Origin of the sequence: Xanthomonas cannabis (genome assembly GCF_040616535.1) — a bacterium.
Lineage (GTDB): Bacteria > Pseudomonadota > Gammaproteobacteria > Xanthomonadales > Xanthomonadaceae > Xanthomonas > Xanthomonas cannabis.
In genome coordinates, this window is sequence record NZ_CP136580.1 from 4,715,684 (window position 1) to 4,738,391 (window position 22,708).

Consider the following 22,708-nt stretch of genomic DNA (forward strand, 5'->3'; position numbering starts at 1 on the left):
TCGTCAATTAGCCGGCGGTTGCAGCCATCACGTCCCCTGGTCTTTGCCGAGCTTTGTACCCAGTGACCCCTTGAACGGCGCCGGATTGCTGGTGACCAGGCAGTTGTAGGCTTTGTCGCTGTTGAGCACCAGCACGGACGACTGCGGTCCCTTGAAATCCAGCCCTACCGAGAACAGCACATACGTGTTGGGCAGCGCGCTCGGTCGAAATGCCCCGAAGGCATACTCGCCAGACAAGCCCAACGGCGACAGCGGCACCGTGAGCACCAGCGGCTGCGTGGCAACCGGAGAGGGCAGCGAGGAAGAAGCAGACATGATCTTGGACTGCACGTCGATGGAGTACTTGGTGGTGACCGTCACCCCCAGATACTTGGAATCTGGTGCCGACACCTGTTTGCGACAGGCCGCAATATCTTCCGGCTTCTGATCCTGCTGGCCCGTCTGCAGCGTGGCAAAGACATGGGTCAGCGTGACCTTGTCCGCTCCGGTGACCGGTGCTGCAACGGCAGCGTCCATGCACAGCGCGGCCACGACGAGCGAAAGGCCACATGCCGCAAGCGCACCGCGATAACTGGTTTTACGTTTCATTTCGATCACTCCTTGGTCTGCGATGCAAGGTGTCGGCAGCGGCTCTTGCGCGGCTACCGCTTGCGTCTTGAATGGAAGTCGCAACGGCACCTGTGCATAACGCCAAGCGGCAGATGATCGATTGCGTACGATGACACCATGCGCGTGTGTGGGAGCACCACACCTACGCCACCCAGCTGGCCACGCCGCTGGTGTGTGCATCGTTGAAGACCAACACCTCGCAAACCCGGCAAATCGTCTCAACGACATCGTTGCGTGATGCAGCTCGGATTTCGGAAGCAAGCACGGCGCTCCAGCGCTCACATCAGACATCCGTCAAGATAGAACGGTTGCCTGGAATAGCTCGCAGACATCTGATCCATATGACCAGCTGCATCAGGAGATCACCATGCCATACATCATGCTAAACCGTTGGGCTGCAACCTTCGCATTCATAGGTATCGCGATGCTCTCACCTTCGTCCTGCATCAATGCAGAGACGATGCGCACCGCTTCGAAGCAGGATGGCATCCCGAAAGCAGAAGCCGGACCCATGCTCGACGAAATTTATGCGTCCCAACAACCCCTTCGACTCCAGCAGATCGACGTGAGCAGCATCGTCAGCAAATACATACAGCTGTCTACAGCAAGAGCAACGGTGCTGAAGATATTCGGCAATTCTCCAACCTCAAGGATCATTGAAAACACGGCAGGCAAGCTGGTCGTCAGGGACAACAAGGGTCAGGCGATCATGGACCCCGATGCGCGCTCTATCGTGATGACTTTTTCCTTGGATTCCAGCGGCAAAGTGACGCACATCGACGCTGTCTGCATCAAAAGCCAGTAATCCAACCAAGCACCCCATGGCCGGGAAAACCGACGTAAGAACCGATGACGGCCGTCTTCAACGCAACGCTGCGATCGCTTTCAATGCGTCTGTCACGGGATCAAACACGATCTGCCGTAGCAAGCGCCTCCCCGGGAACAAGCGGAATCTAGCGCCAACATTAGATTTGCTATCTGTCAGGCACTTACCGGCTTGAAACCAACGCTGGCTTTTTTTACTTGAGGCTGGCCCAGCTTCATGCTGGCGCTTTCGCTGCTCGCGATGCCGCTGGAGCCGGGTCCGGTTGAGGAGGTGATTCCTGGACAGGCAGCTCAGCTACGGAGACCATATGTCGCACTTCGCACCCGACCAACCGGAACTGGCTACAGTCTGCGCAGGGCCATCTGCGCCCACTCCATCCACCTGGGTTTCAAAGGATCTGCATGTCCCTACATCGTCTTGCTCCGCGTGTGGGCCTGGCCGTTGGCCTGCTGTGCGCCTGCACCGTGCAGGCTGCCGCGCCGGCGCCGGCCCATCGCTTGCTGCGTGTCACCCTGGGCGGCGCCACCGACCAGCCCACCTCCGGCCGGCTGCTGGTGTTCGCCACGCTGGCCAAGGATGCCGAGGCCCAGGCCAAGCAGTCCAACAAGGACGGCAAGGCCGGCAAGGTGGAGGCGGTGGATACCAACCCGTTCCGGCCCAGCGCCACGGCGGTGGCCGCGCAGGAGGTGACCGGCCTTGCGCCAGGCGGCAGCGTGCAGATCGATCTGGACAACATCGCCTTCCCCAGCGGGTTCTCGGCATTACCGGCTGGCGAGTATCTGTTTCAGGCCGTGCTGGATCCGAACCACAGCTACGGCTACATGGGCCGCGATGGCGGCGACCTGCTGAGCGCCGTCACGCCGGTCACCCTGGGCGGCAAGCATGCCGCGCTGCCCGCGCTGACGCTGAGCACGCAGGTGCCGGCCTCGGACGACCCGTGGCAGCTCTCGCCGCGTGCGCCGCAGGCCGTGCGCGATGCCGTGCCCGAGGCCAAGCTGCATAGCGCCGATGCGTCGCTGGTCAGCCCCGCGCTGAGTGCGTTCTGGGGCCGGCCGATTTCCCTGCGCGCGCGGGTGCTCACCCCGCCCGGCTACGACGCCAAGGCCGCCACGCGCTATCCCACCGTGTATGTCACCCATGGCTTCGGCGGCAACTACAACCGCTTTGCCGGCAGCATCGCGTCCACCTGGGCCGCGATGGCCGCCAAGCAGATGCCGCCGATGATCTGGGTGTTCCTGGACCAGTCCACGCCCACCGGCACCCATGAGTTCGCCGACTCGGTCAACAACGGCCCCTGGGGCACCGCACTGACCGAAGAGCTGATCCCCGCGCTGGAACGCCAGTACAAGATGGACGGCAAGGCCAAAGGCCGGTTCTTGAACGGGCATTCGTCTGGTGGCTGGGCCACGCTATGGCTGCAGACGCGCTACCCCAAGCTGTTCGGCGGCACCTGGTCCACCTCGCCCGATTCCAGCGATTTCCACGACTTCACCGGGCCGGATCTATACGCGCCTAATGCCAATGTCTACCGCCGCGCGGACGGCAGCCAGTTCCCGCTGATCCGCGACCAGGGCAAGGTGGTGGCCGATCTGGAAGCCTTCGCCAGGCTCGAAGCGGTGCTGGGCCAGTACGGCGGCCAGTTCACCTCGTTCGACTGGGTGTTCTCCCCACGCGGGCCGGACGGCCGCCCGCTGCCGATGTTCGACCGCACCACCGGCAAGGTCGATCCCACCGTGGTGGCGTACTGGCGCGACCATTACGACATCGCCGCACGGGTGGCGGCGCAGTGGCCCACGCTCAAGCCGGATCTGGACGGCAAGATCCACCTGATCGTCGGCACCGCCGACACGTTCTACCTGGATGGCGCGGCGCGCAAGTTCCAGGCGGTGCTGGACGGCCTGGGCGCCAAGAGCGACTTCCGCTACCTGGAAGGCCGCACCCACTTCGATCTGTACAAAGAAGGCGACGACAACAACGCCTTGATGAAGAAGATCGCCTGGGAGATGTACGCGGTGGCGCGACCGAAGCAGTAAGCGCACCGATGCACGGCCAGCGTGCCGATCGGCACGCTGGCCGCACGTGCGTCAAACGCGACGGGCGCCGGGACCGCGCTTCAGGCCGAACGCTTCGGCAGCTCCCACGCCTGCTGCTGCCTGAGCACCAGCAGCAGCACCTGCAGGCGGCCGCTGCGCACCAGGGCGGCCGGCGTCTGCCCGTCCAGTGCGTTCATGGGCTTGCGGAACCAGCCGATCAACGCCTCATTGTTGCCGCCGTTCAAGGCCCAGGCGTGGCAGACGATCTCGCCCAGGGCCTCGATGCCGGCGCTGCCCAGCAGCTTGATGTGCTCCGGCGTGAAGGCGAACAGCGACAGCACCAGCTCGGCGTCGGCAGCCTTGCCGTGGTCGACCTCCATCTGCTGACTATGCGCAGTGCTGTAGATGGACGCCTGCGCACGGAAGTCTTCGGCGCGCCGCATGCCGGTGAGCAGTGATGCAATGAGGTCGGCGCGTTCCATGGGGCAATCCAGCGGTGTGATTGCGCGCACGCTATCCGTGTCACCACTGCGGCTCAATCGGGAGTCTCCTGACACGCGATCCCAGCGTCAGCAACCGTTGCGTTACGCAGCGGCCGGATGCTGCCGCGTTGATGCCCTGGCGGCGGCGGGCTGGTTGCGGCGTGCGTGCACCAGCGGCCAGGCGGCGCCAGCCTTCGCCGTGTTTAACACGGGGGTTGCTAGGCTCCGGGCGCGTCACTGGCAGCAGCCTGCACGTCAACGGGCTGCAGTATTGGAGTGTCACCTCATGAGGAGTTGTCAGATGCCCTGGAAATCCGCGCTCGCCGTACTTGCCCTGTCCACCGCCGCGCTACCGGCGCTGGCCCAATCCGACCGACAGGTCGCTGAAGACATGATCACCCGCTCGGCCAATGTCTGCCCCGGCCACAGCACCGAGCGCACCAGCCCCACCGTCAAGGCCGTGCCCGTGGGCGCGCTGCGGGTGATGCTGGAACGCGGCCTGGTCATGTGCCCGGACCGCCGCCTGGACGCTACCGCCCCAGCGGTGTTCTACGGCCGCCTTGGCGTGTTCGCCTGGAACCCGGACGTGCCGGCCGCCGAGACCGTGATCGTGCAACAGATCGGCGCGATGACCCGCAAGGACGAGTACCCGGTCGAAACGCTGGTGTGGGACGCCAAGGGCACCGCGCTCAAACAGCAAACCGTGCCGATGTTCGAGCCCAGGCCCGGCGCGGCGGTGTTGTACAAGGTGCGTTGAGCACATGGGCGAGCGCGGTGAGGTACTCCCGTGCTCCTCCCATCGCCCGGCCGCTCATCGCCAAACCGACGCCATTGCGTCTCGGTACGTGCCGCCGCGGTCATTCCCGCGGCGCAGGCGCCACAGCCAACTGTACGCACAGCGCGGCTGTCACAGTCCCAAATCGGACAGGCCAGGATGTGCATCGGGCCTGCGCCCGAGCGGCCAATGGAACTTGCGCTCGGATTCCTGGATGGGCAGGTCGTTGATGGACGAGTGGCGCGCGCGCATCAGGCCGTCGGCATCGTATTCCCAGTTCTCGTTGCCATAAGAGCGGAACCAGTTGCCGGAATCGTCGCGCCATTCGTAGGCATAGCGCACCGCGATGCGGTTTTCGTTGAACGCCCACAGCTCCTTGATGAGCCGGTACTCCAGTTCCCTGGACCATTTGCGTTCGAGGAAGGCCTGCGCCTGATCGCGGCCGGTGACGAACTCGGCGCGGTTGCGCCAACGCGTGTCCACGCTATAAGCCTGGGCCACCTTGGCCGCGTCGCGGCTGTTCCAGCCGTCTTCGGCCAGGCGCACTTTCAGCAAGGCGCTGTCGTGGGTGAAGGGCGGCAGCGATGGGCGCGACGATGCAGGCGATGACATGGCAACACTCCTCACAGAAGGCAGAACAGAAAACGGAAGGAAAGGACGCTACCCAAGCAACTTGCGGGCAGCCTGTTGGGCGGTGGTTGCAGACTCCGTACCGCCAAAGACCAGCGCGACGGCAATCGCGCCGTCGATCAACACCAATAGTTGCTGCGCCAGCGCATCCGGGTCTGGCCGGCCGGTGGCCACCACCAGGCCGTGCAGATACGCGTGCAAGCGCTGCTTGTGCAAGCGTGCCGCCCTGCGGATGACATGGTTCGGGTCGCCGATTTCACCGGCCGCATTGAGAAACGCGCAGCCATGGAAGCGGTTATCGGCAAACCAGCTCTGCAACGCGTCGAAGCACGCCAGCAGGCGCGTTACCGGATCGTCGCTGTGCGAGGTGGCGGCCACGAACCAGGCCATCCAGCGCTCGTCCCGGCGCAACAAGGCCGCTTCCACCAATGCGTCCTTGGTCGGATACAGGCGATAGAGCGTCTTGCGCGCCACCCCGGACGCCTTGACGATCGCCTCCATGCCGGTGGCATGAATGCCGCCGGCGTAGATCAGGCGCTCGGTAGCATCGAGCAATGCGGCGTGGGGCTCAGGTTCGGGTAGCGAGGGCTTCATGTGGACTGAGAATGATCGTTCTCGGTAAAGTAGAACGATCATTCTCTGATGTCAATACGGCGCTTGGCGTTGGATCGAGCCCCGGCCGGTCTTCCGTGTGCGCATGAGGGTGGCTGCGTGGCAACCACACGCGACCGCGCGCGGCGTGGTCAGCTCATCGCCGCCTTGTCTACCGCAGGCGCTGGTGTTCGCCGCACAGAGGTTGTGCATCGATCTCGTCGACGATGCCGCGCAGCGCACGCGCGGCATTGAAGATGCTCTCGCCCAGGATCGACACGCTGCCGTTATCCAGCGCCTGGCCGCTGCACACCGCCACCATGTCGCTTTGCGCGGTGATCGTGCGCAGCAGCGTGTGGAACCGGTCGATCTGCTCGACGGTGACGCCGAAGCTGAAGTGTTCTTGCTGCGTCAGCAGCGTAGTCATCCTGCGGGTTTTCGAAGTCGTCATGGCATTCGCGCTCGACGTGTGCGGACGGGATGTCCGTGAGCTCACGCTAGCGCATTATTTCGGATATCTGAAAATCAGATAATGCGTACGGCTTTCAACGATGCGAGCCGTCGTGGTGCCATCGTTTCAAGTTGACTGCATTGTTCCGACGGTTGCAGTGAAATATCTCGGCTCACCGGTTATCGGATCATCAAACGCCAACGTGTGTGCGAAGAGTTGCAGCGGCCGCTCAGGATCATCGGGCCGCTGGTCTTCCAGCTCGGGATAGAAACGGTCGTGCAGAATCGGCGCGCCCAGTGCGGCCATGTGCACACGCAACTGGTGCTTGCGCCCGGTGACCGGCTCCAGCCGATACGTCCACGTGTGCTCGCCACGCGCGACCACATCGATCATCGTTTCGCTGTTTGGTTCGCCCACGCCCTCGCGCATGCGGAAGAACGGCTCGCCCGGCTCCAGCCGGCTGCGATGCACATACGGAAACGTCAGCCCCGGCAGCGGCGGTGCGATCGCAAGATAGTGCTTGCGGATGCGCCGTTCGCGAAACAACGCCTGGTAGATCCCGCGCGTGGCCGGGTTGGCCGAGAACAACACCAACCCCGCAGTCTCGCGATCAATGCGGTGTAGCGGCACCAACGCCGGGTTATCCAGGCGCTGCACCAACCGCGTCAGCAATGTCTCGCGCACATAGGCGCCAGCTGGCACCACCGGCAGAAAGTGCGGCTTGCAGGCAACGACCACGTGCGCGTCGGCGTGCACCACAGTCTCGGCGAATGGAATGACCGGCTCGTCCGCCACCTCGCGGAAGTACAGAATCTCCGCGCCCAGGCGATACGCTGCGGAGGCGTCGAGCGCGCGGCCTCCGGCATCCAGCACACGCCCGCGCGCGAAGCGGTCCTGCCAGGTGGCGGCACCCACACCCGCAAAGCACGCGCACAGCGCTTCCAACACCGTGGACCAATGGCCGGGCGGCAACTGGAACTGGCTGGCGGGGATGCCATCGAGCATCGGGCGTGCCGGAAGCATGGCCACAACAAGGCGCGCTCATACGAACAGGGCTGGCATCGTACCCTACCCGCGTTTGCCTGCTCCGTTCTTGCGGCATAACGGACGCAAGCGGCTGAGCGGGCAAGAGTGACTTTCGGGCGATACGCTCGACGCCGCGTTGGGCAATGCTGCGGCTCTTTGCCAAGAGATGGAACTCGATGCGTCGTCCTGCGATCTATGCCGCCCTTGCCTGCCTTGCTGCGCTGCTTGCGCCGTTTGCCACCGCAGCGCAGGCGTCGCCGCCGTCATTCTCTGCGTGTGCCGACGCTGCGGCGCAGACATCGTTGGTCGGTAGCGAATGCCTGCTCGCCCAGGTGCCGCTGCGGCATGAAGCACCGGATGCCGGCACCATCAACCTGTTCGTCCGCCGTTTTCCGGCAGCAGACCAGAGCAAGCGACGCGGCGAAGTCTGGCTGATCGCGGGCGGGCCGGGCGAAGCCGGCGCCTCGCTCTATCCGATGATCAACACCTACCGGCGCGCCTTTCCCGGCTACGACCTGATCATCCCCGACCATCGTGGCACCGGGCGTTCAACCCGCCTGTGCCCTGAGCAAGAAGCACCGCACAGCGCAGACGGGGTTGGTCTGGCCGGCACCGAATGGGGCCCGTGCATCGGCGCACTGTACGCAGATGCGCAACGCACCAAGGCCTTCACCATTACCGAAGCCGCGCAGGATCTTGCACTGCTCATCCGCCAACAGCGACGCAAGGGCGAGGTGCTGCTGTACGGCGTGTCCTACGGCACCCAGTTGGCGCTGCGCACCCTGCAAGTGGCGCCGGTGCCGTTGGATGGGCTGGTGCTGGATGGCCTGGTGCCGCCGGAAACGGCCACGCAATGGGACTTGAGCCACCGGACTGCCGTGGTCGACGCCGTTGGGCGCGCGCTGCTGGATGACGCACACATCGCCACCTATCGCAGCGTGCTCGATCGCAGCGACAGCGCCGCATGGCGTGCGTACATTCCCGGCAAAGATCTCAAGCGCTTGCTGGGGATGTTGCTCAACTTCCCCACCCTGCGCGACCGCATTCCCGCCATCATCGATGGCCTGGCTCGCGACGATGCCACGTTACTCACCGCCTCCATCGCCGATCTACAGACCGCACTCGCCGCAATGGGGCAAAGCGGCGACAACCAGCCCGCATTGCCGCTGGTCATGCTGATCGCATCCGAAAACAATGCACGCCCAACCCTCACCCGCGAAACAGTGGCAGCCGAAGCCAAGGACGCGTTGTTCGTCAGCTCCATTCCCGGCCTGCTGGTAGACGCAGGCCTGCCGACCTACCCACGCGACGCCTGGTTCGGCCGCAGCCCCACCACCCTGCCACGCACACTGATCATCCACGGCACGCTGGATCCCAATACCCCGTATGCCGGCGCGCAGGCACATGCCGCATTGCTGCAAGCGGCAGGCCCGGTGACCTTCAGCACCGTCGAGCGTGGCGCGCATCTGCTGGCGTTTGCGGCGCCTGCGTGTTTTGTGAGTGCGGTTGCTGATTTTGTGGGGCAGCGGAAGGTTGCTGCGTCTTGCAGTGAGCCGGGAAAACAATGAAGGGTGGCAGGTACGACACTCACATTGGCCCTTATTCCACATCGCTTGGCGCTTTGAGCACCTCGACAAGCCAAGTTGAAACCGTCGCAAGCGGACTCAAGCTTCTGCGCTGGATGCGGGCCCGTTACATCGCAGAGCATCATTCATTGTGTTTGATGGAAACCAGATCGCAGTAGCGTGGCTGGCATGCTGACAAACCCTGTTTCAGCGGCTATGGTCGAAGCTGGAACGGGGGTTCTTGCATGGGACGCAGAAAGAAACAGGGTGGATTCGAAGCGTTGGCCGCATTGCCGTGGCCGGTTGGCTTCGTTATGGGAATCGCTGCATATCTGCTGGTGCGCTACGGCATCGGCTGGTGGTTCTCTCACCAGGGCGGAATGCTGTCGCAGGGCTTCGCCCACCAATCGAGTGGAATGTTCGCGCCATTGGCCTGGACGCTGCTCGGCGTCTGCTGGCTTGCCGCGCTGTTTTCCTATCTGGGCACACGCAGCCGGCGACGCTTTCTGGAAACACGCACAACATTGGAGAGCCTGGCCGCCGGCGGCTGGCGCCAGTTCGAATTATTGGTGGGCGAAGCCTTTCGCCGCCAGGGTTACAGCGTCGAAGAAACCGGCCTGGGTGGCCCCGACGGCGGCATCGACCTGATCCTGCGCAAGGACGGCCGCCGCACCCTGGTGCAATGCAAGCAATGGAAGCGCCAGCAGGTCGGCGTCAGCGTCGTGCGCGAAATGTACGGCCTACTCGCCCATCACCAGGCCCATGCAGTCAAGATCGCCTGCATCGGTATCTACACGAAAGATGCAGAGCGCTTCGCCGAAGGCAAGCCGATTGAATTGATTGGCGGAGAGCAGTTGTTGGACATGATTCGAACGACACAACGGCAAGCTAAAGCGCAGCCGACGGTGCCGCCTGTGCGTATCGAACCTGCCTTTGCCTCCCCTGACCCCGCTGCGTCCGCAGCCGTTGCCATCCCAAGCTGCCCGCGCTGCGGTGGTGCGCTTGTGGACAGAACGAACCGGCGCACCGGCAAGAATTTTCTAGGCTGCAGTCAGTTCCCGAGGTGCAGAGGAACCGAATAAGTGAACCTGACCCCATTTGTCCTGGGGATCTGCTGGCTCGCCGCGCTGTTCTCCTATCCGGGGGTATTTTAATGTTTATCTCTGCTCATCTCCGATTTTAATCGTGGTGAAGTTCGGCCATGTATCCTACTCATCTGACAAAAGGGAGTTAATAATATTATCAATTCCAGAAGCATTGTCCCGCGCAAGGTTGAACAAATTGTTCACTTGAATATCAGCCTCAGGTGTCTCAAAAATCACCCGCCCTGCTTGATCAATGACGGCGAAAACATTGAGATATGTCCACGACCAGTCATCCACATCAGTGTAATACTTATGCCGTTTTTCAAACACAGCCAGGCGCTGCCCTTTATATTTACAAATAACATAGACAGAAATCACATCTGATGTACCCTCAGTTAACTGACTTGGGGGGGTAGAAAAGTGCCACTCTACTTTTCCACTTACGGTTTCCCACGTAACCTTTTCAATCAGCCTAGACACACTGTCGTTCAAACTCATTCCATAGCCCCCCAAGAATTGTCCTTCTCGACATTCTTTAAAAATTCAATTACGCCAAGAAGCTCGTTATGCAGCGGTCTTATCTGACCAACTTCGAACACATTATTCAACCGGACAGATCTTATTTTCTGTCGCAACCTTTTTATGTCGCCACGACTCCAATAGGAAATCTTGTCAGCAGCGCTATCCAGTGAGGACTCGATCTTAGACAAGACGCCGCCAACATCATCGACATTTTTCGGTTTCATTGCGATTAGTAGTTCGCTACTCAACAGTGATAAATCTTCCCTTATCTGGGGCACTCGTGCACGACGCAGGAACTTTTTTGACAAATTACCAGTAAGTCGCCAGACCAACAGCGTGATAGCGAAGCCAATAATGCCTAGGACATCGGCTATCGATGAAAGTGTCGAACTCTCCATACTACTCCCTCTCCCAGGTAAACCACACGGCGCTGAACATTTCTCGGCCGTGCACCCAATGGAAGAAGCTCAACTTCCTGACCACAGTCCCTCCTTTATTTTTTAGCATGGCGCTTAGGCAAATCGCAAATTCCATCAAGCATGCCTTTTAAATGATTTTTGAAATCGCCCCACATCCTCTTTCATCGTAACCGGAATATCAAGCTTTGAAGGGAGTGAGAAGACTGAATGACAAAGGGCTTTTGATCAAATCTCATTAAATGCTGACGCACTCCGTTAAACGAGGTCAGATTAAGCTTCCCCTTGGCGGAGCTGCGATTAACGGGGTCAGGTTGACTTTTTCTAGAACGGGATCAGGTTCATTTCGGCGTACCTGCTCCGGTATAAAGCCTCATGACCCAGCACTGCAACGATGACTAGGCCACCTCAGCTGACCCACAGTACAAGTCCATTGGTGATCTTCCATCCGTCGCCTCCACGGGTCAGGAGGTAGAGCGTGCCCGTGCCACATAGCCCGTCACAACGTTGTTCGGCATATACCAAGGCGTGGGAGCCTCCATCGACGAGGACTGGCACGCTCAGTTGTAAGTACCCGGCCGTTCCCGGGAACGCCTTGTAGAAAGCCGCCCAGTTGAAGTCGACAAGCAAGGCATCGACGGCAGCGGTTGACGCTCCTTGAACGTAGGTGCTGTCAGATAGCCGTACCGTCACTTGGCTGGCATTCGCTAGGATCAGTGCTTCTCGCGCCTGCTCGGATACAAATGCATCGACAGCGGAACCTGCGAGCAGCTCTTGATTCAAACTTGAAGCGCACGGTTGCTGCGCTCTGGTATCTGCACACGTCTGCGTGGATCGATCGAGCAGTACCACCGGTTTACGTTTTGTAGCCGCCTGGTCGTCTTTGTGCTTGGGCGGAGACGGCAATCCGGGATATGGCTGATCTACGATCGCTGTCCATATAAGGATCATGTCCTGCGGCGATGGAATTGTGGCCTGCTGCCGAGGCGCGGGCTGTTCAGACACTTCATTGAAATAAGAGGTTACTGATTTTGCAGACAGCGCTAACGCGGCGATTAGGGTTAGGAGCAAGCTGGTAAAAGCGATGCGATACCAATTCACGCGTAGTCCGCTTCTTTTGATTAGGTCAGGTTGATCTTACCAACGGCGTGGGCCGCCCTTGCAGTGGACCCGCGGTAGCACGGTAGCCTTGACCTCCCCTACATCCCCCACCCGCCATCCTCGCCGCAGCCTCAACTGGAGAACACACGATGATGAAGTGGATGGGCACCGCGCTGGCTGCGGCACTGTTGGTGAGCGGTTGCGCCAAGGAGGAGGGCGAGAAGTTCGTCGGCCACTGGGTCAACGTGCAGACGCAGGACGAGACGATGGACATCGAGCGCAATGGCGAGACCTTCATGGTCCGCAGCACCACGCCGAAGTTCTTCAGCCGCCAGCCCAAGACCGAGAGCTACCCGGCGGTCTACAAGGACGGGGCGCTGCAGGTGACCAACGATGGCGAGACGGTGAACTTCGCCATCGACGAGAGCAACGGCCACCTCAATACCGGCGGCGAGCAGTACCAGCGCGTACCAGCCAAGTAACGCTGCTGCTGTTGCCGGATGCCACCAACGCCCGCGTGCGCACCTTGACGGTCGCACGCGGGCGTTTGGTTTGTGGCACGTGCGCGCGGCGATGGCCTGCGGGTAAATTCGCCAAAGCGAGCTGGAGCAGCCTGCTGCCCTGCCTGTGGCTGCAGCTTGTTGCAGGCGTATAGGATCACGGCCTTGTTCGAGGCCGTGCGATGCGCATCCATTCCAGACACATCACCTCTTTCCGTTTCATGCGTGCACTGGTCCTGGTAGTTGCGTTGGCGCTGTTCGCCGGCCAGGGGTTCGCACAGTCCAGTACCGGCCCGCGCTACGTTGCGCCGCTGCCGGGAGTTGCACTGCCGGTGGACCGCCCCTTTGCCGGGGTACTGCGCGTGCACGTGGACGCCACCGACGTGGCGCGGCGCATCTTCACCGTGCACCAGCAGGTGCCGGTTGGCACAGGCGGCACGCTGACGCTGCTTTATCCGCGCTGGGAGGCTGCCAGCCACGGGCCGAGCCTCACTGTGACCGATCTTGCGGGCCTGGAAATCGATGCTGCCGGCCGCCGCCTGCAATGGCGACGCGATGCGTATGAGCCGCATGCCTTCCATGTGGAGGTGCCTGCCGGGACGCAGCAGCTCGAGGTGCGGTTCCAGATGGTGGCTGGCGGCGATCTGCTGACGCGCGACATCGTCTCTATACCCTGGCAGCGGTTGTTGCTGTACCCGGCCGGTTGGTATGCGAGGAATATTCCGGTCGCCGCCACGTTGACGCTGCCGGACGGGCTGCGGCCGTTCACCGCGTTGGACGTGGAGCGCGCGCACGGCACACACTACGACTTCAAGACGACGTCGCTGGAAACGTTGCTGGACGCGCCGGTGCTTGCCGGGCGTTATGCCGCGCAGTTGCCGCTGGCCGGCGCCGTGTCGCTGGACATCGTTGCGCTGCGGCCCGAAGACCTGCAGGTACCGCCCGCACGTGTGGCCGAACTGCAAGCGCTGCTCGCGCAGCTACGCGCGGTGTTCGGCACACCGCCGTTTGCGCGCTACGAGATCCTGGCGCGGCTCAGCGACGACGGTTCGGCCGGCGGCATCGAGCATCGCGCGTCCAGCGAGAATGGCTTGGCGTCGTCGCATTTCCAGGATTGGCCGGGGCAGATCCTCTCCCGCGATCTGATCGCGCACGAAATCGTGCATGCCTGGAATGGCTTCTACCGAACACCTGCCGACCTGTGGGCACCGACGCCGAACGTGCCGGTCTCCGGAAGCCTGTTGTGGATGTACGAAGGGCAGACGGAATTCTGGGGACGGGTGCTGGCGACCCGGGCGGGGCAGTTCACGCCCGACGAAGTACGCGACCGCCTGGCCATCGAAGCAGCAGAGATCGCGACACGGCCCGGGCGGGCATGGCGCTCCCTGTCCGACGATGTGCACTACCCGGCTTTCATGCTGCGCCAGCCTGTGGCGTGGCGCGACTGGCAGCGCCGACGCGATTACTACGCCGAAGGTGTGATGCTGTGGCTGGCGGTGGATGCCGAGCTGCGCGCACGCAGCGGCGGCGAGCACGGCATCGACGAGTTCGCGCAGCGTTTCTTCGCCGGGGCCACACCAGACGCGCCAACGCGTACCTATACGTTCGAGGACATCTGCACCACCTTGAATGCGGTGGCGCCTGCGGATTGGGCAGGCTTCCTGCGCGGATGGATCGATGCCCACGACGAACTGGACACGACGCGCGGCCTGAGCCAACACGGTTGGGCGCTTGTCTACACGGACACACCAACAGCGGCATTCCTTGCCAGCGAAGCCGAAGCAGGCGTTTCCGATCTCAGCTATTCGCTCGGCTTGGCAGCGCGCGCCGACGGTATGGTGCGCACGGTCGCCTGGAACGGCCCCGCGTTCGCGGCCGGGCTACGGCCAGGCACGCGCCTGTTGACCATCAATGGATCGCCGTTCAACCCCGAGGCGTTACGCGATGCAGTGCGTGGCTCCGCCAGCCACCCCATCGTGCTGGGCATTGCGCAGGACGAACACCGCGCGGACGTGCAGATTCGGTATGCGGGGCCACTGCGCTACCCACGGCTCGAGCGGCTCGCCAGCCGGCCGGACACCCTGGCCAAGCTGCTTGCGCCCCGGTGAGGTGAGGCGTGCCGAGCTGAGGCGTTGATTCGACTGCGGCCGGGGTGGGAGACGCCTTTCCCGGCTGGTAGCTGGAAGGCGAACCCTGCCTGCCGCTTCGGATGAATACACGAAGGTCGCACGCGGTGCTGGACAGCCGGCACGACGGCATGACGACACGCCACGCCTGCTGCCGCCTGTCGCCACTCGCCCCGCTTCGCCAGCCCCTCTGCCATTCCATAGCGCACAAGCCTTACAGTGCGCAGGCACGCCAGGTGCTGGCGCTGCCCGACCGATCAATCCAGCAACTACGAGGGTGTCATGAGCAAGGGGATGGACCAGAAGAAGAGCCAGAAGAAAGAGCCGACCAAGACGCTGAAAGAAAAGCGCGCGGCCAAGCAGGAAAAGAAGGGCAAGTAAGCCGCCCGACCTGCCAGACGGCGAACGAGGTCAGGCGGATGCCTGGCCTCGCGGTTTTTGGATCACGCCAGGCGCTGAGCGTTGGCTTGCGAACTCCGCCTGTCAGATTTCTCAATCGCTGCTGACATGGCGTGCGGCAGCAGCACCCTCAACGCTGCTATAGACGATCAACGGACCGACCAAAGTGGCTGTGCTAATGTGGGTTTGTGCGGATTTCGGAGCTTGCCATGAGCCGTTTGACCATCGATCTGAGCGACCAGCAGCACCAGAGTTTGAAGGCGCTGGCGGCTCTGCAGGGCAAGACGATCAAGCAGTACGCGCTTGAACGCCTGTTCCCTGGCGACGTGAACGCCGATCAGGCGTGGCAGGAGTTGAAAAACCTGCTTGGGGAACGCGTCGCCGAAGGCCTAGCCGGCAAGGTGTCTAGCAAGAGCATCAACACCATTCTGGATGAGGAATTGGCCGAGGGCCGGCGCGGTTGATGCACGGCTACGTCCTCACCGACGCAGCCGAAGCCGATCTGCGCGGGATCATCCGCTACACCTCGACACGCTGGGGCCAAGCGCAGGTTCGCAGGTACATTGCAGATCTGGAACAAGGCATCGCCCGTCTCGCCACAGGGGAAGGCGCTTTCAAGGATCTCAGCGCGCTGTACCCTGCGTTGCGGATGGCCCATTGCATGCACCATTACGTCTTCTGCCTGACGCGTGAGCAGGCTCCAGCACTGATCGTTGCGATCTTGCATGAGCGTATGGATCTGATGGTGCGTTTAGTCGGCAGGTTGTAGCTCACACTCCACATCGCGATGGTGTGGCTTTCAATACTCCTGCTCTGCCAACAATTCGGCTTCTTTTGCTGACGTGGGCGTTTGATTCGATCTATGTGCTGCGCTCAGCAATGACTGGCGTGTGCCGCTGCAGCGTTCCTGGATTTAGGGAAAACGCGGTAGTTGAATGACGCGTTGAACGCACGTCGATAGCCTCAGAGATACGCTGGCGCAGACGCGTCACACCGCCACCCCGCGCAACGCTTCGAAAATGCGTGCCGCATCCTGGGACGGCGGCAGGCCGAAGGTGCGTGCGTATTCGCGGCTGAACTGGGTTGCGCTTTCATAGCCCACGTCCATGGCGGCGGTGGTGACGCTCTTGCCATGCGCGGTGAGCAAGTGGCGCGCCTGCAGCAGCCGCAGCTGCTTCTGGTATTGCAATGGACTGAGCGCGGTGGCCGCCTTGAAGTTGCGATGGAACGCCGACTCGCTCATGGCGGCCTGGCCGGCAAGCGTGGCGATGCGCAGGGGTTGGGCGTAATTGGCGCGGATCCAGTGGATTGCCTTGCGCAACCGTGCCAGGGTGGAATCCGGCGTGGCCACGGCCCGCAGCACGCCCCCCTGCGGGCCCTGCAATGCGCGATACAAAATCTCGCGCTCGTAGGCCGGCGCCAGTGCCGGGATATCGGCGGGGCATTGCATGAGGCCCAGCAGGCGCACCCAGGCATCCAGCATTTCGCCGGTCATGCTGGCGACCGAAAACGACAACGCGTCGGCACCTGCCGCAGGAATGGCCGCCTGCGTCGCGGGCAGATCGTGCAGCAGGGCGGCGATGGTTTGCGGGTCGAGCGTGAGGCTCACCGCAAGATAGGGCGCCCCGTCGTCTGCGGCATGCACCTTGCCGATGGCAGGAAGGTCGACGGTCATGACGAAGTAGCTGGCCGGGTCGTACTGCAGCGTGCGGTCGCCCACCGTCATCGACTTACCGCCCTGCAGGATCAGGTTGATCATCGGCTCGTAGACCGCCGCCAGCGCGTGCTCCGGCACCTCGCCCTGCACCATCGCCACGCGCGGGATGCCGGTCTCGGTGCGGCGGTTTTGGGCATGCCGGGTGAGCCGCTTGAGCTCGATAAGTGCCGATTTCATGGCCTATCAAACTACGCGGCGATGCACCCGGCAAGCGCAAAGGCAGGATCAGGCAGACCGGCGCCGGCTTCGGGCAGGCCCTGCGGCACGGCGCTGCCTAACCTGGGAACACCTTCAGACACGAGCGCAGCGCCATGAATATTGCAGTCATCACCGGTGGTAGCCGCGGCATCGGTGCCGCCACCGCCCTGGCCAGTGCCCGTCGCGGCATGGGCGTCATCCTGACCTATCACCAGAACCCACTTGCAGCCGACGCAGTGGTTGCACGCATTGCGGCCGATGGCGGCAAGGCAGTTGCATTACCGCTGGATGTGGGCCACACGCGCAGCTTTGCCGGCTTCGCGGCGGCCGTGCAGGAGACGCTGCACACGGTCTGGCAACAGGACACCCTGGCCGGGCTGGTGAACAACGCCGGCTACGGCACCTTCAACCCGATCGAAAGCGTCGATGAGGCGCAGTTCGATGGGCTGTTCAACGTGCACCTCAAAGGGCCTTTTTTCCTCACCCAAGCGTTGTTGCCGATGCTGGGCCGCGGTGCCTCCATCGTCAACCTCACCAGCGCCACCACGCGCGTGGCGTTCGCTGGCGTTGCGCCATATGCCGCGTTCAAGGGCGGGCTGGAGGTGCTCAGCCGCTACATGGCCAAAGAGTTTGGCGAGCGCGGCATCCGCGTCAATGCGGTCTCGCCGGGCGCCATCCGCACCGAACTCGGCGGCGGGCTGACGCCGGACTTCGAAGCCATGCTGGCCGCGCAAACGGCGCTAGGCCGCGTCGGAGAGCCCGAAGACGTGGCCGATGTCATCGCGATGCTGCTCTCCGATGAGGCGCGCTGGATCAATGCCCAATCGATCGAGGTGGCGGGCGGGTATTACGTTTAAGCGTTTGTTGAACCGAGGTGCTCTGTTGTCGGCAGTGCGTATGACATTGAGCTTGCTCAAGATCGCAAAGCAGGACGCATCGCGCAGTAGGCTCACGCGCGCTCGTTATTACACGGATCAAGCCGCCAGCCGCTTGATCCGCGACGGCAGATCGCCCAGCGCGCGATGCGCTTGTTCCAGCTCGTAATCGGCTTGCAGGCCCAGCCAGAAGCGCTCGCTCGTGCCTAGTGCTGCAGCCAGGCGCACGGCGGTGTCTGCGGTGATGCCGCGCTTGCCCAGTACGATCTCGTTGATGCGACGCGGCGGCACGCCGGTGGCGCGCGCCAGTGCGTTCTGGCTGATGCCCATCGGCTCGAGGAACTCTTCAAGCAGGACTTCGCCGGGGTGGATGTTGGGTAGGACTGTCATGGACAGATGCCTCGTGCTCAGTGGTAATCGACGATTTCGACCTCGGCGACATCGCCCTCCATCCATCGGAAGCAGATGCGCCATTGGTCGTTGATACGGATGCTGTACTGACCGCGTCGCTCGCCCTTCAACGCTTCCAACCGGTTGGCAGGCGGAATGCGCAGATCATCGAGGTGCGCGGCAGCGTTGAGCATGCGCAACTTGCGGCGCGCGACCGACTGGATGTCGGCCGGCAACCGGCGGGAGCGCTCACCCAGCCAGATCTTTTCGGCTTCCTTGTCGACAAAGCTCCTGATCATTTATCGAACGTAACGCGATCCGTTATATAACGCAAGCCGTCATGGTAGATCCGTCTCGCGCGGGTCGTCACCGATGGCGTCAAGCCGGTCTTCGGAGTCAAGCTGCTGCAAGACGCGATCGAAATCACTCAGAAAATGCTGGTCCTGCACGATGCGGTACTTTTCGAACTCGCTTTCTGCATGCGCTTTGGCGATCTCGGCAGTGACGCGCCCTGCGTCCTGCAACACCTGCCGGTCGGTCGCTTCGATGAAACGATTCAGACGTGTTTCCCAATCCTGCATGGTCATCGGAATCTGCCGCAGCGCCATGTCCTCGGCCAGATCCAGATAGGCTGAAACAAGACGTTGCAGCTGCGCCATCTCGCCGGTGGTCAGGTAGTTCTTGGCGACCGCCACATCGAACTTCTGGATTTTCCCGCGTGGCGCGTCGACCCAGGTGGTCAGGCCCATGTGCTGCTTGCCGGCATCGGCGCGGTGGTAGACGACTTCCGCTGCGGTGTGCCCGTGGATGGCCCAGTGCAGCTTGTTCTGCACCGTGGCGAAGAAACGTTGGGTGGCCTGCGCCGTTGTGTCGTAATCAAGGGCGGTGGCGTAGATGTCGGTGATCTTCTGGTAGAACTTGCGCTCGGAGAGACGGATCTCACGGATACGTTGCAGCTGCTCTTCGAAGTAGCGTTTGCCCAGCACCGTACCGTCGTTCTGCAGGCGCTCATCGTCCATCGCGAAGCCCTTGATCGTGAAGGACTCGATGATGGTGGTGGCCCATTTGCGGAACTGCACCGCGCGCTCGGAATTGACCTTGTAGCCCACGGCAATGATGGCCGCGAGGTTGTAGTGCTTGGTGTCGTAGTTCTTGCCGTCGGCGGCAGTTATTCGAAAATTTCGAATAACTGCATCTGGCTGCAATTCGTTGTCAGCGAACACCTTTTTCAGGTGGTAGTTGATGGTGTGGGTTTCGACATCGTAGAGCTGCGCCAACATCTTCTGCGTCAGCCAGACGTTCTCGTCGGCGTATGCCGCCTGCACCCCGCCCTCGCCTGCTGCGGCCACGAAGGTCAGGTATTCGGCCGCCGACGAACGGACGAGTGAGATTTCATGCTTCTTCGGCATTGATGCCTCCCATGCTGGCGATACCGCACCACCAGGCATTCTTCGACAACGATGCTAGCCGGGTACACGTAGTAACCGCGATAGGCGAACATTTTGTTTTGTCGTCAGTGGTTCTGCCATCACGCCAGCTCGCATCCATCAGAACAACGACCCCTGCACGGGTAAAGCAGTAGATGGTTCTGTTGCTTGCGTGGCGGGTGCCGCCTGCTGCTGTGCACCCAACCGCCACGCCAGGCCCGAGATGCGCGCGGCGTGCCGGGCGAGCGCGGCGCGGATGATCGCTTCGCTGCCGGACAGGTGCAGGGCGCGGCGGGCGCGGGTGATGCCGGTGTAGAGCAGTTCGCGGCTGAGCACCCGGGCGTCGCGGGTGGGCAGTTGCAGCCAGACGTCATCGAATTCGCTGCCTTGCGCCTTGTGCACGGTCATGGCGAAGGCGCTTTCGTGCGCGGGCAGTGCGGCGGGGTGGAAGCCGCGCACCTGGCCGTCGCCGTCGCCTTCGAACCAGGCGACCAACGGGCCTTGGGCACGGCTGTCGGTGCCTGGGGCGTGGCGGTTGGCGGTGGCGGCGGACTGGCTTGGCGGTGAAGACGGGCCTTCGTCGCTGCGCCCCGAAAAGGGACTCGCATCGCTTCGCAGGCAGATGCCGACGTCGCCGTTGAACAAGCCGTGGCGGTAGCTGTTTTCGGTGATCAGCAGCAGGCGCCCCTGGAACCAGGGCGAGGCAGCGCCGAGGCGGCGGGCGCCGGAGCCGGTGTCTGCCAGCAATTGTTCGATGCGGGCGTTGAGGCCGCGCGCGCCTTGCGGGCCGGCGCGCACGGCGGTGAGCAGGCGCAGGCGGCCGGCCGCGCGCAATGCGGCGGCGGGGTCTTGCGCGTCGGCCAGCGCGCGCCAGTGGGCGAGCAGGGCGTCGCGGCCGTCGCTGAGCGGGTCTTCGCCGTCTTCGTGGAAGTGCACGCCGGCCAGCTCACCGCTGTGCAGCAAGGCCAGGGTGGTGTCGGCGTCGCCGGCGCGGATGGCATCGGCCAGGGGGGCGAGTGCGAAGTCGTCGGCCTGGCGGTAGCCGCGCAACAGGTGCACGCGGTGGCCGGCCAGGCCGCCGGTGCGGGTGGCGGCGGGCGTGGTGTCGCCGGGCGCGCTGCCGAGCAGCGGTTGCAGTGCCTGGGCGTCCTCGGGCTGCAGGGCATCGCCGGGGCCGGCGGCCTGCAGGATGGCGGCGAGCACGTCGCCGGCTTCCACCGAGGGCAGCTGGTCGGCGTCGCCGAGCAGGATCAGCTGGGTGCCGTCGGCGACGGCTTCGACCAGCTTGCACATCAGTGGGAGGTCGACCATGGAGGCTTCGTCGACGACGATCAGGTCGAATGGCAGCGGGTTGTCGGCGTTATGACGGAAGTGCGGCGAATCCGGGATGACGCCGAGCAGGCGGTGCAGGGTGCTGGCGCCGGTGGGTAGGAGGGAGTTCCAGGTGGACGGTTGGCCCTCACCCGCCCTTCGGGCACCCTCTCCCGCAGGCGGGAGAGGGGAAAGGTTGGCTGGCTCTGTCGCTTGGCGGGGAGGGGTAACAGCGGGGTTGGCTGGCTCCGTTGCTTGACGAAGCGGGGTAACAGCGGGGTTGGCTGGCTCCGTTGCTTGACGAAGCGGGGGAGCGGCGGGGTTGGCTAGCTCTGTTGCTTGAACGAGAGGGGAAGCGGCGGGGTTCGGTAGCTGCTGCGCTTGCCCGGGCGGGGCTGCTGCACCGGGAGTGGCTGCGAGGTGGATGCCGTCGGCGATGGCGCGGGCGACGGCCAGGCGCAGGCTTTCGGCCATGCGCTCGGCGGCGCGGCCGGTGGGCGCGGCCAGGGCGATGCGCGGCGGCGGATGGCCGGCGGCGTGGGCCTGGGCAATACGCAACAGCAACAGCCGGGCGATGGTGGTGGTCTTGCCGGTGCCGGGGCCGCCGGTGACCAGCAGCAGGCTGCGGCGCAGGGCCAGGGCGGCGGCCTGGGCCTGGCGGTCTGGGGAATGGGATGGCTGGGACTTGCCTGTGCCGTTGATGGACGGCGTGGGTGAGGCCTTGTCCGTGGGGGATGGCTCGGATAGGGCCTTGTCAGTGGAGGATGGCTCGGGCAGGCCCGTACCCTCACCCGCCCTTCGGGCACCCTCTCCCGGGGGGAGAGGGGAGGCTTGGGGGAATAGTTGGGCGAACAGTGGGGCCAGGACGGCGGGGTCGAAGGCCGGCATGGGCTGGGCGGCGATGCGTTGCAGGCCCAGCGCCAGGCGGCGTTCGTACTCGCGGTAGCGGCGCAGGTAGAGCAGGCCGTGTTCGAGGACCAGCGGGCAGTCGGCGGCGGCGGGGTCTTCGGGGGCCGGTTGGTCGACCCAGCGCGAGGCGGCCAGGGTGCGTTGCCAGTCGGTGGGGTCCGGAAGGGCCGGCAGTGGGCCGTCGCGCTGGTCCAGCAGCATGGCGGCGCGGGCCGGGTCCAGCCCGGCGTGGCCGCTGGTGACGGCCAGCGAGGCGAGCGCGGCACCGGCCAGGACCTGTGGGTCGGTGTCCGGGGCCAGGCGTTGCAGGCTTTGGGCGAAGGCCAGGTCCAGGGTGCGCAGGACTTCGGCTTTGATCAGCGCGCTGAACAAGGTTGGCTGGTTCATGGGGTGATGGCTGCCATGGCGGACGTGCCTTTCTCCGGGCGCTCGTGCCGCACCTCGATCCGTGCGAGGTGGCGTTGGCATGGCCAGGCAGGCGCGGCGTGGGGTGCCCGCAGTGTCTGCTTGCCCGTACGGAGGAGCGATTTGTGCACGGCGCTGATTGGGAGCGGGGTTTGTTGGGTCATGGGTCGGGCGCTTCTGTGGCGAGCGTACCCTCACCCCAACCCCTCTCCCGGGGGGAGAGGGGCTTTGAGCCATCGGGGACCAGTTGCGTTGGTGCGCTGCTGGACATCGGCTCCGGGGCGTTGCCGGCGAACAAGGCGTCCAGGGCTTCCACCAGGGCGGGGTCGAAGCGCCAGG

At 63.4% G+C, this 22,708-nt stretch carries 24 protein-coding genes; 10 read left to right on the plus strand and 14 right to left on the minus strand.

Annotated elements, in window-relative coordinates:
• Positions 1–27: 27 nt before the first annotated feature.
• Positions 28–588, minus strand: a complete 561-nt coding sequence (locus RZV17_RS19930) for a hypothetical protein (RefSeq protein WP_355605990.1) — start codon at positions 586–588, stop codon at positions 28–30.
• Positions 589–976: 388 nt separating this feature from the next.
• Between RZV17_RS19930 and RZV17_RS19935 the strand changes: the two genes are divergently transcribed.
• Complete coding sequence (locus tag RZV17_RS19935) at positions 977–1,414, plus strand: DUF6393 family protein (protein ID WP_355605992.1); 438 nt, start codon at positions 977–979, stop codon at positions 1,412–1,414.
• A gap of 422 nt (positions 1,415–1,836) precedes the next feature.
• Positions 1,837–3,468, plus strand: a complete 1,632-nt coding sequence (locus RZV17_RS19940) for an alpha/beta hydrolase-fold protein (RefSeq protein ID WP_355605995.1) — start codon at positions 1,837–1,839, stop codon at positions 3,466–3,468.
• A gap of 80 nt (positions 3,469–3,548) precedes the next feature.
• Here the strand turns inward: RZV17_RS19940 and RZV17_RS19945 are convergent, their stop codons facing one another.
• Positions 3,549–3,950, minus strand: a complete 402-nt coding sequence (locus tag RZV17_RS19945) for a hypothetical protein (protein WP_355605998.1) — start codon at positions 3,948–3,950, stop codon at positions 3,549–3,551.
• 301 nt (positions 3,951–4,251) lie between these two features.
• Between RZV17_RS19945 and RZV17_RS19950 the strand changes: the two genes are divergently transcribed.
• Positions 4,252–4,707 carry a hypothetical protein gene (locus tag RZV17_RS19950; protein ID WP_355606000.1) on the plus strand — a complete coding sequence of 152 codons (456 nt, stop codon included), beginning with the start codon at positions 4,252–4,254 and terminating at the stop codon, positions 4,705–4,707.
• Between the two features lie 150 nt (positions 4,708–4,857).
• Here the strand turns inward: RZV17_RS19950 and RZV17_RS19955 are convergent, their stop codons facing one another.
• The 4 genes from RZV17_RS19955 to RZV17_RS19970 form a co-directional block, all read right to left on the minus strand.
• Positions 4,858–5,337, minus strand: coding sequence for a nuclear transport factor 2 family protein (locus RZV17_RS19955; protein WP_355606003.1), 480 nt, complete (start codon positions 5,335–5,337; stop codon positions 4,858–4,860).
• Positions 5,338–5,385: 48 nt separating this feature from the next.
• Complete coding sequence (locus RZV17_RS19960) at positions 5,386–5,949, minus strand: TetR/AcrR family transcriptional regulator (RefSeq protein ID WP_355606006.1); 564 nt, start codon at positions 5,947–5,949, stop codon at positions 5,386–5,388.
• Positions 5,950–6,118: 169 nt separating this feature from the next.
• On the minus strand, positions 6,119–6,397 hold the full coding sequence (locus RZV17_RS19965; RefSeq protein ID WP_047695748.1) for a hypothetical protein: 279 nt from the start codon (positions 6,395–6,397) through the stop codon (positions 6,119–6,121).
• A 126-nt stretch (positions 6,398–6,523) separates the two neighbouring features.
• A complete protein-coding gene (locus tag RZV17_RS19970) occupies positions 6,524–7,420 on the minus strand; it encodes a pseudouridine synthase (protein WP_355606011.1) in 897 nt (298 codons plus the stop codon).
• 146 nt (positions 7,421–7,566) lie between these two features.
• Between RZV17_RS19970 and RZV17_RS19975 the strand changes: the two genes are divergently transcribed.
• The gene (locus RZV17_RS19975) at positions 7,567–8,991 is read left to right on the plus strand and encodes an alpha/beta fold hydrolase (protein ID WP_355606014.1); all 1,425 of its coding nucleotides are present in this window, start codon (positions 7,567–7,569) and stop codon (positions 8,989–8,991) included.
• A 242-nt stretch (positions 8,992–9,233) separates the two neighbouring features.
• Positions 9,234–10,070 carry a restriction endonuclease gene (locus tag RZV17_RS19980; RefSeq protein WP_355606017.1) on the plus strand — a complete coding sequence of 279 codons (837 nt, stop codon included), beginning with the start codon at positions 9,234–9,236 and terminating at the stop codon, positions 10,068–10,070.
• A 126-nt stretch (positions 10,071–10,196) separates the two neighbouring features.
• Here RZV17_RS19980 and RZV17_RS19985 read toward each other — a convergent pair whose 3' ends face one another.
• The 3 genes from RZV17_RS19985 to RZV17_RS19995 all read right to left on the minus strand — a co-directional run bounded on the left by RZV17_RS19985 (position 10,197) and on the right by RZV17_RS19995 (position 12,112).
• On the minus strand, positions 10,197–10,571 hold the full coding sequence (locus tag RZV17_RS19985; RefSeq protein ID WP_355606020.1) for a hypothetical protein: 375 nt from the start codon (positions 10,569–10,571) through the stop codon (positions 10,197–10,199).
• The gene (locus RZV17_RS19990) at positions 10,568–10,993 is read right to left on the minus strand and encodes a hypothetical protein (protein ID WP_355606023.1); all 426 of its coding nucleotides are present in this window, start codon (positions 10,991–10,993) and stop codon (positions 10,568–10,570) included. Before RZV17_RS19990 ends, RZV17_RS19985 begins: the two co-directional genes overlap by 4 nt.
• A 426-nt stretch (positions 10,994–11,419) precedes the next feature.
• Complete coding sequence (locus RZV17_RS19995) at positions 11,420–12,112, minus strand: hypothetical protein (protein ID WP_355606025.1); 693 nt, start codon at positions 12,110–12,112, stop codon at positions 11,420–11,422.
• A gap of 149 nt (positions 12,113–12,261) precedes the next feature.
• Here RZV17_RS19995 and RZV17_RS20000 point away from each other — a divergent pair, with 149 nt between their 5' ends.
• From RZV17_RS20000 to RZV17_RS20015, 4 genes are all read left to right on the plus strand, one after another.
• Positions 12,262–12,594: a hypothetical protein gene (locus RZV17_RS20000; protein ID WP_355606028.1), complete on the plus strand. Its 333-nt coding sequence runs from the start codon at positions 12,262–12,264 to the stop codon at positions 12,592–12,594.
• Between the two features lie 200 nt (positions 12,595–12,794).
• Positions 12,795–14,720: a M61 family peptidase gene (locus tag RZV17_RS20005; RefSeq protein ID WP_355606031.1), complete on the plus strand. Its 1,926-nt coding sequence runs from the start codon at positions 12,795–12,797 to the stop codon at positions 14,718–14,720.
• 626 nt (positions 14,721–15,346) lie between these two features.
• Positions 15,347–15,601 (plus strand): antitoxin, encoded by a 255-nt coding sequence (locus tag RZV17_RS20010; protein WP_355606033.1) that lies wholly within the window; start codon positions 15,347–15,349, stop codon positions 15,599–15,601.
• Complete coding sequence (locus RZV17_RS20015; protein ID WP_355606036.1) at positions 15,601–15,906, plus strand: type II toxin-antitoxin system RelE/ParE family toxin; 306 nt, start codon at positions 15,601–15,603, stop codon at positions 15,904–15,906. Before RZV17_RS20010 ends, RZV17_RS20015 begins: the two co-directional genes overlap by 1 nt.
• A 219-nt stretch (positions 15,907–16,125) precedes the next feature.
• Here the strand turns inward: RZV17_RS20015 and RZV17_RS20020 are convergent, their stop codons facing one another.
• Positions 16,126–16,947 carry an AraC family transcriptional regulator gene (locus tag RZV17_RS20020; RefSeq protein WP_047696379.1) on the minus strand — a complete coding sequence of 274 codons (822 nt, stop codon included), beginning with the start codon at positions 16,945–16,947 and terminating at the stop codon, positions 16,126–16,128.
• A 218-nt stretch (positions 16,948–17,165) separates the two neighbouring features.
• On the opposite strand from RZV17_RS20020, the gene RZV17_RS20025 reads away from it, so the two are divergent.
• On the plus strand, positions 17,166–17,909 hold the full coding sequence (locus RZV17_RS20025; RefSeq protein ID WP_184374365.1) for an SDR family oxidoreductase: 744 nt from the start codon (positions 17,166–17,168) through the stop codon (positions 17,907–17,909).
• A gap of 117 nt (positions 17,910–18,026) precedes the next feature.
• Here the strand turns inward: RZV17_RS20025 and RZV17_RS20030 are convergent, their stop codons facing one another.
• The 4 genes from RZV17_RS20030 to recD all read right to left on the minus strand — a co-directional run bounded on the left by RZV17_RS20030 (position 18,027) and on the right by recD (position 22,351).
• A complete protein-coding gene (locus RZV17_RS20030) occupies positions 18,027–18,317 on the minus strand; it encodes a HigA family addiction module antitoxin (protein WP_355606040.1) in 291 nt (96 codons plus the stop codon).
• Between the two features lie 17 nt (positions 18,318–18,334).
• A complete protein-coding gene (locus RZV17_RS20035) occupies positions 18,335–18,616 on the minus strand; it encodes a type II toxin-antitoxin system RelE/ParE family toxin (protein ID WP_039429225.1) in 282 nt (93 codons plus the stop codon).
• 39 nt (positions 18,617–18,655) lie between these two features.
• On the minus strand, positions 18,656–19,726 hold the full coding sequence (locus RZV17_RS20040) for a virulence RhuM family protein (protein WP_355606044.1): 1,071 nt from the start codon (positions 19,724–19,726) through the stop codon (positions 18,656–18,658).
• A gap of 138 nt (positions 19,727–19,864) precedes the next feature.
• The gene (gene recD / locus RZV17_RS20045; protein WP_355606047.1) at positions 19,865–22,351 is read right to left on the minus strand and encodes an exodeoxyribonuclease V subunit alpha; all 2,487 of its coding nucleotides are present in this window, start codon (positions 22,349–22,351) and stop codon (positions 19,865–19,867) included.
• Between the last annotated feature and the right edge of the window lie 357 nt (positions 22,352–22,708).